11 protein-coding genes and 1 riboswitch are annotated in these 11,600 nt (G+C 74.1%); of the genes, 6 read left to right on the top strand and 5 right to left on the bottom strand.

The annotated features are described in order from the left end of the window. Window positions 1-91: 91 nt before the first annotated feature. From pknB to thiO, 4 genes are all read right to left on the bottom strand, one after another. The gene (gene pknB / locus AB0J10_RS30615; protein WP_363066157.1) at window positions 92-2,014 is read right to left on the bottom strand and encodes a Stk1 family PASTA domain-containing Ser/Thr kinase; all 1,923 of its coding nucleotides are present in this window, start codon (window positions 2,012-2,014) and stop codon (window positions 92-94) included. 112 nt (window positions 2,015-2,126) lie between these two features. Beyond that, window positions 2,127-2,924: a thiazole synthase gene (locus tag AB0J10_RS30610; protein ID WP_363066156.1), complete on the bottom strand. Its 798-nt coding sequence runs from the start codon at window positions 2,922-2,924 to the stop codon at window positions 2,127-2,129. Window positions 2,925-2,928: 4 nt separating this feature from the next. Further along, window positions 2,929-3,144 (bottom strand): sulfur carrier protein ThiS, encoded by a 216-nt coding sequence (gene thiS, locus AB0J10_RS30605; protein WP_363066154.1) that lies wholly within the window; start codon window positions 3,142-3,144, stop codon window positions 2,929-2,931. Further along, entirely contained in the window at window positions 3,141-4,328 is a 1,188-nt protein-coding gene (gene thiO / locus AB0J10_RS30600) for a glycine oxidase ThiO (RefSeq protein WP_363066152.1), read from the bottom strand. The genes thiS and thiO overlap by 4 nt, the downstream gene beginning before the upstream one ends. Beyond that, window positions 4,326-4,438, bottom strand: a riboswitch (TPP riboswitch). Its footprint overlaps the gene before it by 3 nt. A gap of 52 nt (window positions 4,439-4,490) precedes the next feature. Here thiO and AB0J10_RS30595 point away from each other — a divergent pair. The 6 genes from AB0J10_RS30595 (at window position 4,491) to AB0J10_RS30570 (ending at window position 9,384) form a co-directional block, all read left to right on the top strand. After that, window positions 4,491-4,832, top strand: a complete 342-nt coding sequence (locus tag AB0J10_RS30595) for a hypothetical protein (RefSeq protein ID WP_363066150.1) — start codon at window positions 4,491-4,493, stop codon at window positions 4,830-4,832. A gap of 85 nt (window positions 4,833-4,917) precedes the next feature. Beyond that, complete coding sequence (locus AB0J10_RS30590) at window positions 4,918-6,102, top strand: FAD-dependent oxidoreductase (protein WP_363066160.1); 1,185 nt, start codon at window positions 4,918-4,920, stop codon at window positions 6,100-6,102. Between the two features lie 204 nt (window positions 6,103-6,306). Next, a complete protein-coding gene (locus tag AB0J10_RS30585; RefSeq protein ID WP_093653294.1) occupies window positions 6,307-6,672 on the top strand; it encodes an Rv2175c family DNA-binding protein in 366 nt (121 codons plus the stop codon). Window positions 6,673-6,793: 121 nt separating this feature from the next. Then, entirely contained in the window at window positions 6,794-7,456 is a 663-nt protein-coding gene (gene thiE / locus AB0J10_RS30580) for a thiamine phosphate synthase (protein ID WP_363066148.1), read from the top strand. A gap of 64 nt (window positions 7,457-7,520) precedes the next feature. Then, window positions 7,521-8,438: a methylenetetrahydrofolate reductase [NAD(P)H] gene (gene metF / locus AB0J10_RS30575; RefSeq protein WP_363066146.1), complete on the top strand. Its 918-nt coding sequence runs from the start codon at window positions 7,521-7,523 to the stop codon at window positions 8,436-8,438. Window positions 8,439-8,490: 52 nt separating this feature from the next. Continuing rightward, complete coding sequence (locus tag AB0J10_RS30570; RefSeq protein WP_363066144.1) at window positions 8,491-9,384, top strand: hypothetical protein; 894 nt, start codon at window positions 8,491-8,493, stop codon at window positions 9,382-9,384. A gap of 280 nt (window positions 9,385-9,664) precedes the next feature. On the opposite strand, the gene AB0J10_RS30565 is transcribed toward AB0J10_RS30570, so the two are convergent. Next, the gene (locus AB0J10_RS30565) at window positions 9,665-11,191 is read right to left on the bottom strand and encodes an NAD(P)/FAD-dependent oxidoreductase (RefSeq protein WP_363066142.1); all 1,527 of its coding nucleotides are present in this window, start codon (window positions 11,189-11,191) and stop codon (window positions 9,665-9,667) included. Window positions 11,192-11,600 lie beyond the last annotated feature (409 nt).

The following is an 11,600-nucleotide window of genomic DNA, read 5'->3' as shown; positions in this document are numbered from 1 at the left end:
GGCTGCACACCTACAATCACCACCGCGGACACACCGCGCTGAAAGGCCAACCACCCGCCACCCGCGTCCCCAACCTCACAGGGCAATACAACTAGAGCCCCTTGGTCGTGATCGTGATCGTGCTGCCCTCGGCCGCCTGCTCGCCGCCCTCGACGGACTGGCGCTCGACGGTGTCGCCGAGGAACGGGAAGGCCCGCTCCACCTTGACCTCGAAGCCCGCCTCCTGGAGTTCGCGCCGGGCGTCGTCCAGCGAGTCCCCGGTGACGTCGGGGACCTCGACCATTCGCGGTCCCTTGGAGACCGTGAGGGTGACGGTGTCGCCGCCGGCGGCCTGTGAGCCCTCGGCGGGCGACTGCCGGGCGACGGTCCCCGCCTCCTGGGGGGAGTGGATCCGCTCCGGCGCCACCTGCACCTTCAACCCGGCGTCCTCCAGCGTGCTCGTGGCGTCCCCGACGGAGTCACCGGTGACGTCCGGGACGTCGACCGGGGCGCCCTTGCTGACGACGAGCGCGACCGCGGAGTCCGGACGGCGCTCGGTGCCCGCGGCCGGGTCGGAACCGATCACCGTGCCCTGGGCGGCCTCGTCGCTGAACTCCCTGGTGATCACGCCCGGGGCGAGACCTGCCTTGCGGAGGGTGCTTCTGGCGTCGGCGAGCTTCAGGCCCTCCAGCTCCGGGACCTTGACGATCTCGGGGCCGCGCGAGATGACGAGCGTGACCGAGCCGTTGTGGCGGATGCGCTGCCCGGGGTCGGGGTCCACGTCCATGACGGTGCCCCGGTCGTAGGCGTCGCTGAAGCCCTTTCTGACGGCCTCGACGTCCAGACCGGCGGCGGACAGCCGCTGCTTCGCCGCGGCCTCGCTCTGGCCGAGGACGGTGGGCACGCGGGTGAACTGGCCGGAATTGATGTACCAGACGCCCGCCCCGGCACCGAGGACCAGCAGCACGGCGACGACGGCGGCGAGCAACCCCCGGCGCGGGGCCGCCGGCCGCCGCCCGGCCGGACGGGACGGCGGGGGACCGGCGGGCGGCATCTCCAGCCGGCTCGTCCGGTCGGCGGACTCGCCGGTGGGCAGCGGCCGCGCGATCACGCTCGTCCGGTCCTCGGAACCGGCGGACGACTCCGCGCCCGGCGTCCTTGCCTGCGGCGGTACGGCGTCGAGCTGGTCCTCGCCGAGCCCGGCACGGGCCTCGCGGGTCCGGCCGAGCAGGGCGACGGCGTCGTGGGGACGCGACTCCGGGTCCCGGGCGGTGGCGAGGGCCACCAGGCCGTCCAGTTCCGGGGCGAGCCCGGGGACGGCGGCCGACGGTGGTGGCACGTCCTCGTTGAGGTGCCGGTAGAGCACCTGGGCCGGGGTGTCGCCGGAGTGCGGCTTGCCGCCGGTGAGCATCTCGTAGAGCACGACACCGCAGGCGTACACGTCGGCGCGGGTGTCCGCCGTGCCGGACTCGATCTGCTCCGGCGCGAGGTAGGAGACGGTCCCGAGCAGCGATCCCGTGGTGCTGGTCACCGAGCCCACGGCCCGGACCAGGCCGAAGTCGGCGACCTTGACCCGCCCGTCGTCGCCGATCAGGACGTTCTCGGGCTTCATGTCCCGGTGGACGAACCCGGCCCGGTGCGCGGCGCCCAGCGCGGCCAGCACGGGCTCCAGGATGTCGAGGGCCGCCCGCGGGCGGAGCGCGCCCCGCTCCCGCAGCACGTCGCGGAGCGTGCACCCGGCGACGTACTCCATCGCCAGGTAGACGTACGCGCCCTCGGCTCCCTGGTCGTACACCCCGACGACGTTGGGGTGGGACAGCCGGGCCACCGACTTCGCCTCGCGGATGAAGCGCTCGACGAACGAGGCGTCCGCCGCGAGCGCCGGGTGCATCACCTTGAGGGCGAGCACCCGGTCGAGCCGGGTGTCCACGGCCCGGTAGACCGTGGCCATCCCGCCGACGGCGATACGCGCGTCGACGCGGTAGCGGCCGTCGAGCACCCGCCCGACGAGGGGGTCCTGAAGGGTCGTATCCACGCAGGCGAGTCTACGAGCCCGGACACCCGGCCCCGGCCCCCCGGCCGGGGCTGCAGCGCACCTGTGACGTGCGTCATCGAAGAGAGGGCGTCGTCCGCGGGGCCGGGCGCCGTCACCCGAAGGCAGGGCGCTCCGGATCCAGCGCCGCCCGTCCCTCGACGGGGGACGAGGCCTCGGCGAAGTGCCGCCGCGGGATACGGCCCGCCCGGTGGGCCAGCCTGCCCGCCTCGACCGCGTGCCGCATGGCCTCCGCCATCACGACCGGTTCCTGCGCCCGGGTGACGGCGGAGGCCAGCATCACCGCCGAGCACCCCAGCTCCATCGCCAGTGCCGCGTCCGACGCCGTGCCGGCGCCCGCGTCCAGGATCACCGGCACCCGGGCGCGCTCGGTGATCAGCCGGAAGTTGTGCGGGTTGCGGATGCCCAGCCCGGAGCCGATCGGAGAGCCGAGCGGCATGATCGCCGCGCAGCCCACGTCCTCCAGCCTCCGCGCAAGCACGGGGTCGTCGTTGGTGTAGGGCAGCACGATGAAGCCGTCCTCCACCAGCACCTCCGCCGCGTCGAGCAGCTCGACCGGATCGGGCAGCAGCGTCCGTTCGTCCGCCACCACCTCCAGCTTGATCCAGGACGTGCCGAGCGCCTCCCGGGCGAGCCGTGCGGTGAGCACGGCCTCGCCCGCGGTGAAGCAGCCCGCGGTGTTCGGCAGCACCCGGATGCCCAGGCGGTCCAGCACGGACAACACCGAGCCCTGCACGGTCGGGTCGAGGCGGCGCATCGCGACCGTGGTCATCTCCGTGCCGCTGGCGACCAGCGCGCGCTCCAGCACGTCGAGGCTGGGCGCCCCGCCCGTCCCCATGATCAGCCGGGACGAGAACTCCGTCCCGCCGAGTACGAAGCGGTCGTCGGCCATGCCGTCAGCCTCCCTGAACCGCGGTGAGCACCTCGACGCGATCGCCCTCGTCGAGCAGCGTCCCCGGCCACTCGCCACGGGGGACGACGCTCTCGTTGACGGCGGCCGCGACCCCGGAGGGCGCGACGGTGAGCGTGGCCACCAGCACGTCGAGCGTGGTGCCGGCCGCGACGTCGCGCGGCCGGCCGTTGACGGACACGGTGTGCGTGGGCGCGGTCATGCGGGCACCTCCTGCTGGGCGGGGGAGAAACGGCTTGGGGTGAAGGCCCGTGCCTCGTCCGGCAGTTCACCGGTGAGCAGGGCGTGCGCCATGACGTCGCCGGTCACCGGGGTGAGCAGGACGCCGTTGCGGTAGTGGCCGGTGGCGAGAAGCAGACCCGGCAGCTCCGCGGGACCCAGCACCGGGGCGTTGTCGGGCGAGCCGGGGCGCAGTCCCGCCCGGGTCTCGGTCAGCGGCAGTTCGGTGATGCCGGGCACCAGCTCGTGCGCGTCGCGCAGCAGCTGGTACACGCCGCCCGCCGTGACCGTGGTGTCCCAGCCGAGCTCCTCGCTGGTCGCGCCCACCACCAGCTCGCCGTTCTCGCGCGGCACGAGGTAGACCTGGCTGCCGCGCACCACGGCCCGGACCGTGCGTGACAGAAAGGGGGCGTAGGCGGGCGGCACCGTCAGCCGCAGCACCTGGCCCTTGACCGGGCGCACCGGGGGGAGCGCCGCCGTGGGCACGCCCCGGAGCCGGCCGCTGAGACTGCCCGCGGCCAGTACGACCTGGCCGGCCGGGATCTCGTCGCCGCCGGCCAGCACGGCCCCGGCCGCCCGGCCCCGTACCACCGACAGCCGCTCCGCCCACCGCCGGTGGAACACCACCCCTGCGCGTTCGCAGGCCACCACGAGCGCCCTGGCCAGCCGCCGGGGATCGATCTGGTGGTCGCCGTCCACCCGCAGCCCGCCCCGCAGGCCCGGTGCCAGCATGGGCTCAAGTCGCCGGCACTCCCGGCCGGAGAGCCACTCGGAATCCAGCCCGAAGCGCCGCTGCAACGCGTGCAGTTCGCGCAGATGTGCCCGGTCGTCCGCGTCGAGGGCCACGGCGAGCGTCCCGCAGGAGCGGTACCCGGTGTCCTCGCCGCTCGCCTCCTCGAGCTCCGCCACGAACCGCGGATAGCGTTCCGCGGAGGCGAGGTTCAGCCCGAGCAACGTCTCCTCGCCGTAGTGGAGCTCCGTGACGGCCGCCAGCATGCCCGCCGCGACCTGTGCCGCCCCGCCGCCCGGCTCGGGGTCGGCGAGCGCGGTCCGTAGTCCGCGCTGCGCCGCCCGCCACGCGGTCACGAGGCCGATGACGCCGCCCCCGACGACGAGGACGTCCGTGGTGCGTCCTGGGGAATGTCCTGGTGATTGTCCTGGATGCATGCGCGTCCGGACCCTCCCTTCGCCGGCATGACCCGGATCAGGTTCGTACGGTCGGAGGCCGCCTCAGCCTCCCTCTCAGCCCGGTGCTCCGGGCTCCCGCGAGTAGCAGTACGGTGGCCACCCTAACTCTCGTCGCCAACCCCCGGTAAGGGAGCCGCCGCCGTGGCCCGTTCGCTCGACGGACTCGTCCTCGCCCCGGTCGCCGACCAGTCGCCCGGCCAGGTCGGCACCCGGACCAGGTTCACGTACCACGAGGACGGGGGCCGGATCTGGGCCGAGTACGCCGGCGGCGACGTCGTCCGCGGCCGTCTCGTCGGTACCCGCGAGGGGGACCGCCTGGACTTCCGCTACGTCCAGCTCGGCCAGGACGGGACGACATCCTCCGGGCACTGCGCGTCCACCGTCGTCGACCTCCCCGACGGTCGGGTGCGGCTCGAGGAGACCTGGGAGTGGGAGTCCCGTCAGGGGTGCGGCACGAGCGTCGTGGAGCAGCTGCCTTCCTGACATGTCGTCAGGTGGTTAGGGTGGCCGGGTGACTGAGAGCGAGCAGACGGCGCCGAGCCGCCGAGTCGTCATCGTCGGGGCGGGCATGGCCGGTGTGCAGACCGCCGTGGCCCTGCGCGAACAGGGCTTCACCGGCGGCATCGGACTCATCGGCGCCGAACCGCACCAGCCCTACGACCGGCCCCCGCTGTCCAAGGCCGTGCTGCTCGGGAAGGCCGAGGACTCCGCCTTCGACGTCGACTTCGACGCGCTCGACGTCGAACTCCGGCTGGGCCTGGAGGTCACGGGCCTGCGCCCCGGGGAGCACGAGCTGGACACGCCCGCCGGGCCCGTCCCGTACGACGTCCTCGTCATCGCCACCGGAGCGGAGCCGGTCACCCTCCCCGGCGCGGAGGGCGTCCCCGGGGTCCATCTGCTGCGCACCCTCGACGACGCGGAGCGTCTCCGCCCGGTGCTGGAGCGACGCCACCGCATCGTGGTCGTCGGCGCGGGCTGGATCGGCGCCGAGTTCGCCACCGCAGCGCGCGAGGCGGGCTGCGAGGCCGTCGTCGTCGAGGCCGCCGACCGCCCGCTGCCGGGAGCGCTGCCGGCCGAGGTCACCGCCCCGATGGCCACGTGGTACGCCGAGGCCGGCGCCGAACTGCTCACCGGCGCGCGGGTCGCGGCCGTCGAGCCGGGCACCGTGGTCCTCGAAGGGGGCCGGCGGCTGCCCGCGGACGCCGTCGTCGTCGGCATCGGCGCCCGGCCGGCGACCCGCTGGCTCGCCGGTTCCGGCATCGGCCTGGGCCCCGACGGCTCGGTCACCGCCGACGAGCGGCTGCGCACCTCGCTGCCGGACGTGTACGCGGTCGGGGACTGCGCCTCCTTCCCGTCCGGCCGCTACGGACGGCGCATGCTCGTCCACCACTGGGACAACGCGCTCCAGGGCCCCCGTACGGTCGCGGCCAACATCGTCGGCGCGGACACGGGCGAGGGGACCGAGCCGGGGGAGATCTACGACCCGGTGCCGTACTTCTGGTCGGAGCAGTTCGGCCGGTTCGTCCAGTACGCCGGGCATCACGGCGCGGCCGACGCGCTCGTGCGCCGGGGCGACCCGGGGGGTGACTCCTGGTCGGTGCTGTGGCTGCGGGACGGGGCCCTGGTGGCCCTGCTGACGGTCGGCAGGCCCCGGGACCTGGCCCAGGGGCGCAGACTCATCGAGGTCGGCGCCCGCGTCGACGCCGAGCGCGCCGCCGACCCGGCCGTCCCCCTGAAGGCCGCCGTGCTGTGACCTCCGACCGCCGCTGCCGAGCGGGCGGCGTGCCCCGAGCCCCGGCGGGACGACTCCCGGGCCTCCCGAAGAACTCCCGGGACGACTCCCGGGGCTCCCGAAGCACTCCCGGGGTGGCGGTCAGGTGGCCCGTGTCCCTCTGAAGGCCGCAGCCGGACCGGGCCCGGCTACCGACTGTCGGTCCGGGATGGCACGCTTGGTCACGTGACCGAGATTGACGCAAAGATCGATGCTCTCGTCCCTGCCTGGCTCCACCTGCCCGACGTCGCGGAAAAGCTCGATGTCGAGGTGACGCGCGTACGGCAGCTGGTCAAGGAGGGTCAGCTGATCGCCGTGCGCCGGGGTGAGAACCGGACGCTCCAGGTCCCTGCCGCCTTCATCAAGGGCGGCAAGGTGGTCAAGGGCCTCTCCGGCACCCTGACGCTCCTGAAGGACGACGGCTTCACCGACGAGGAGATGCTGGAGTGGCTCTTCACTCCGGACCCCACCCTGCCGGGGACCCCCGCGGAGGCACTCAGCGAGAATCGCGGCACGGAGGTGAAGCGCCGGGCCCAGGCGCTCGCCGTCTGACGACGTCCCGAGCACGTCGCCGCCTTCCGCCGTACCGATCCTGATGCGGTGCGCGCACCGGACCCGGACCGTCCGGCACCCGGCGCGCACACCGCCGACCCACCCCGGGGGGGTACCACCCATGTCCGCATCCCGAGCCGCGCTGTCCGACGCCCGGCTCTACCTCTGCACGGACGCCCGCAGACGCCAGGGCGACCTGCCGGAGTTCCTGGACGCCGTCCTCTCCTCCGGGGTGGACATCGTGCAACTGCGCGACAAGGGCATGGAGGCCGGCGAGGAGCTGGAGCACCTCGCCGTGTTCGCCGACGCCTGTCGCCGCCACGGGAAGCTGCTCGCGGTCAACGACCGGGCCGATGTCGCCCATGCCGCCGGCTCGGACGTGCTGCACCTCGGCCAGGGCGACCTGCCCGTGCCCGCGGCACGGGCGGTCCTCGGCACCGGGGTGCTGATCGGGCGCTCCACGCACGCCCGGGAGGAGGTCGACGCGGCGGCCGCCGAGCCCGGTGTCGACTATTTCTGCACCGGCCCCTGCTGGCCCACGCCCACCAAGCCGGGCCGACCGGCCCCCGGCCTCGACCTGGTGCGGTACACGGCCTCGCTCGGCCAGGCCCGCCCCTGGTTCGCGATCGGCGGGATCGACTCCGGCAACCTCGACGAGGTGCTGGAGGCGGGCGCCCGCCGGGTCGTCGTCGTCCGGGCGATCACGGAGGCCGACGACCCCGCCGAGGCCGCCGCCCGTCTCGCCGAGCGGATACGGGCCCACGCGCAGCAGGCCGTTTCATGAGCGATAGGTGTCCGATGGGTGGAATCCGGTTGGGAGACCGCTGCCCCGTGGATAACCTGCGACTATGGCCCTCGGCACAGCTTCCACCCGGACCGATCGCGCACGCACCGTGCGCGAGCTGCTCGCCACCGACAAGACCTCGTACTCCTTCGAGTTCTGGGCGCCCAAGACGGAGAAGGGCGAACGGAACCTCTGGAACGCGTTGCGGCGTGTCGAGGCGGTACAGCCCAACTTCGTCTCGGTGACCTACGGAGCAGGGGGATCCACCCGCGCGGGCACGGTCAAGGCGACCCAGCAGATCGCCGCCGACACCACGCTCACCCCGGTCGCGCACCTCACCGCGGTCAACCACTCCGTCGCGGAGCTGCGCAATATGATCGGCCAGTACGCGGACGCCGGGATCAGGAACATCCTGGCCGTCCGCGGCGACCCGCCCGGCGACCCGATGGGCGAGTGGGTCGAGCATCCCAAGGGCGTGCGGTACGCGGCGGAGCTCGTCCGGCTGATCAAGGAGTCGGGCGACTTCTGCGTCGGCGTGGCGGCCTTCCCCGAGATGCACCCCCGCTCCAGCGACTGGGAGACGGACATCGGGCACTTCGTGGACAAGTGCCGCGCCGGCGCGGACTACGCGATCACCCAGATGTTCTTCCGCGTTGAGGACTATCTGCGGCTGCGCGACAGCGTCGCGGAGGCGGGCTGCGAGACCCCGATCATCCCTGAGATCATGCCCGTCACCAGCGTGAAGCAGATCGAACGGTTCGCGCAGCTCAGCAACGCGTCGTTCCCCGCCGAACTCGAACAGAGGATCCGCGCCGTCGCGGACGACCCCGCCGCTGTACGCTCCATCGGTATCGAGTTCGCGACGGAGTTCTGCGCACGGCTGCTCTCGGAGGGCGTCCCCGGGTTGCACTTCATCACGCTCAACAACTCCACCGCGACGCTCGAAATCTACGAGAATCTCGGGCTGCACCAGCAGACGTGAACGGCCGCACCCGCCGCAACCCCGGGCGGAAGGCCGCAGGAGAGGGGCGGGCATGGGCTGGACGGTGCTCTACATCGCGTTCGGCATTGTCGCGCTGTGGCTGCTCGGCGAGGTGCTGCTGCAGTACAAGGCGCGGCTGCGCTGGCGCCTGGTCGCCTTCGTCGGCTTCCTGGGCGTGGTCGTCGGTGTGCTGATGCCGAACGTCATCGTGATCGGCGTCGGTGCGGCGGCCTTCGCGGTCGGCCAGACGTACGTCACGCTCTCCTTCCGGCGCGGCTTCTCCACGGGCTGGGCGCTGGGCGGCAGTCCGGGTTCCAGCCGCCGCCGGAGGTCCGCCGCCCCCGTCGACCGTGACCCCGTGCTGGAGGTGACGGGCATCGACTACGAGGACCCCTACGACGCCGCCGGCCGTCCCCGTCCGTCCGGTCCCGACCAGGACGATTCCCCGTCCGCCGAGACCACAGCCGTCTACGAGCCGCAGCCGCTCCCGGAGGACACCGGGCAGTACGGCGTCTACTCCGACGCGGCCCACACGGCGGACCACACCCAGGCCGGCGAGGAATCCCACTACGGCGGCTACTCCACCGGCTACGCCGACGCCTACGCGCAGGGCCACGAATACCAGCAGCCGGCGGGGACCCATGACGCGTACGCGGGGTCGTACGACTACGACACCGGCGGCGGGCAGCAGCAGTACGCCGCCTGGTCCGACCCTTACGCCGGCGGCGGAACGCAGGGCTACGGCTCGTACGAGAGCTACGGCGGCCAGCAGCAGTACGCCGACCCGTACGCGCCGCAGGGTTACCACGAGACGCCGCCGGGCGGTGTGTGGGTGCCGCTCCAGCGCGACGGGGACCAGGCCCCGCCGCCGGCGGAGCAGCCCTCGCAGTACGGCTACGACCAGGGCCACCAGAACGACCCCAACGGCCAGACCTACCGCTACTGAGACTCCCGCGCCCGCTGGACCACCCGTGTCCCGGGGCAGGTCGGGGAGTGCAGCCGGACCCTGGGAACTCCGGGACGCGGGGCCGGGACCGGTCGCCGGCGCCCCGACCTCCGAGCGCTCCGGCGCGGTGAACGGCCCGGAGCGGGCCGTTCGGGACAGGTGGCGCACGTTCCGCCGCCGCCCGGTCCCCGCCGCGACACGGAACCGCACGGCGGGGCCTTCGACGCCCGCGGTCGCCCCGGAGAGCGCGGCCCTCCGGCGACGCGAGGCCCGGATCAGCTCACTGCGAACCGCGGAAGTCCGCGCCCTCCACGATGAGGCCGGCCACCAGCGCGCCCGACATCCCGCTGTGCGCGAGTCCGCCGCCGGGATGCGACCAGCCGCCCGCGAAGTACACCCCCGGCACCGGTGAGACGTTCGCCGCGGGCAGCAGTGCTCCGCCCGCTCCGGCCAGTGCCGGTCCGGGCACCCGGGGCGTGCCCGTCTCCCGGAGGGTGTCGGCGGGTGTGCGCACCTCGCGCCACAGAAGCCGCTCCCGGAGACCGGGAACGGCCGCCTCCGCGGCCGCCGTCATCCGGTCCGCGAACGCCTCCACGCCCTCGGCGTCCCCGCCCGTGGCGTGCTCGCCCCAGGGGAGGTCCGGCATCCGGTCGCCGGTCCCGGCGGGCACGGTCGCGGTCACCGTGACCGCCTCGTGGTCGCCGGGCCGCAGTCGCTCGTCGTCGGGCCGCAGCACCACGACCGTCGGACGCTCGCACAGCCGTCCCGCGGCCAGCGCCGCCGACTCCCCGGCCCGGTCGGGCGAGTGCACCACCGTCCGGTGCGCCGCGTCCGCAGCACGGGTGCCGCGCAGTGCCAGGCAGACGGTGAACCGGCCGGTCCGCACAGCCGACTGGTGGTGCGGCCACTCGTCCTGGGAGGCCCACGGCAGGATCTGGTCCCGGTACAGCGCGGGCACGGGTGCGCCCACGACCACATGGTCGGCCTCGGCCGTGCCGCCGTCGGCCAGCTCCACGCCGACCGCCCGGCCGTCCTCGATCCGTACCTCCGTCACCTCGGTGCCGAGGACGAACTCCACCCCCCGTGCGAGGCACCGCTCGTGGACCGCGTCCGCGAGGGCCCGCATCCCGCCCCGCACGTACCAAGTGCCGAAGGTCTGCTCCATGTAGGGCAGGACGGCGGCCGCCGCGGGCGCGGTGGCGGGGTCGAAGCCGTACGCCAGGGCGTGGCTCTCCAGCAGCGCCGCCAGCCGCGCATCCCGCAGCTCACGCCGGCCCACCTCGGCCAGGGTGCGAGCCGGGCGGCGCAACAGGCCGCCCTTGAGCGCCGGGTACGGGTCCCGGGCGAAGCGGGAGGTCTCCGCGGGGAGCGGTTCCTCCAGCAGCGGGCGCCGCGAACGGTCCCAGGCATCCCGCGCACGCACCAGGAAATCGCCCCAGCGCTCGCCCGCTCCGCCGCCGAGAGCCCCGTCCAGCGCCGAGACGACACCCGCACGCGAGGCGTTCGGCAGGGTCACGGCCGTGCCGTCCGCGAAGAGATGACGGCTCGCCGGGTCCACCTGGACCAGTTCCACGCACTCCTCCAGCGGCTCCTTGCCGGTCTTCACGAAGAAGTCCCGCCAGACGGCGGGCAGATGGAGCAGACCGGGCCCGGTGTCGAAGGCGAATCCGGCACGCTCGAACCGGCGCACCGCGCCGCCGTACGTGCCCGTCCGCTCGAACACCGTCACCCGGTGGCCCGCCACGGCCAGCCGGGCGGCCGCCGCCATGGCGCCCATCCCGGCGCCCATCACCACAATCCGTGCCATGTCAGGGACTGTATCGGCAGCGTCCGACAGCCACCGGGGCGGCGGTCCCCGCAGGGGACGGCGGACCCGCGAGGCGGGGGACCCACCGGCCCCGGCACGAGCGCGTGCCGTGATGACCGCCGCCACCGGGTGGACCCGGACGCGGTCGTGACCTGCCCGCAACCGGAGCGCCTGGGGATGAGCGCGGGCCTCTGAGTATCCGTACCTAGTGCGGGAGATGAGTAGCCGCGCGGATGGGGCCCGACCGGCGCGGACGGAAGAGTGGAGGCCACGGAGGGGCGCGGCGCCGGCACCGCCGGCACGGGGCGGCGGAACGGCGCGGCGCACCTGCGAACGGGGGTTGCCCGGACCCGGGGGAACAGCGGTACGGGGACGGGGCGACGACGGGGGGATCGCCGGTGCGGCGAAG

Origin of the sequence: Streptomyces sp. NPDC049887 (assembly GCF_040656535.1) — a bacterium.
In the GTDB taxonomy this organism is placed as follows: Bacteria; Actinomycetota; Actinomycetes; order Streptomycetales; family Streptomycetaceae; genus Streptomyces.
This window is presented reverse-complemented; position numbering and strand designations above follow the sequence as displayed.

Excerpts from the sequence above, each read along its gene's own strand:
- AB0J10_RS30570 (WP_363066144.1), top strand. The coding sequence starts at position 8,491 with ATGGGCTGGACGGTGCTCTACATCGCGTTCGGCATTGTCGCGCTGTGG.
- AB0J10_RS30565 (WP_363066142.1), bottom strand. The coding sequence starts at position 11,191 with ATGGCACGGATTGTGGTGATGGGCGCCGGGATGGGCGCCATGGCGGCG.
- metF (WP_363066146.1), top strand. The coding sequence starts at position 7,521 with ATGGCCCTCGGCACAGCTTCCACCCGGACCGATCGCGCACGCACCGTG.
- AB0J10_RS30590 (WP_363066160.1), top strand. The coding sequence starts at position 4,918 with ATGGCCGGTGTGCAGACCGCCGTGGCCCTGCGCGAACAGGGCTTCACC.
- thiE (WP_363066148.1), top strand. The coding sequence starts at position 6,794 with ATGTCCGCATCCCGAGCCGCGCTGTCCGACGCCCGGCTCTACCTCTGC.
- thiS (WP_363066154.1), bottom strand. The coding sequence starts at position 3,144 with ATGACCGCGCCCACGCACACCGTGTCCGTCAACGGCCGGCCGCGCGAC.
- AB0J10_RS30610 (WP_363066156.1), bottom strand. The coding sequence starts at position 2,924 with ATGGCCGACGACCGCTTCGTACTCGGCGGGACGGAGTTCTCGTCCCGG.
- thiO (WP_363066152.1), bottom strand. The coding sequence starts at position 4,328 with ATGCATCCAGGACAATCACCAGGACATTCCCCAGGACGCACCACGGAC.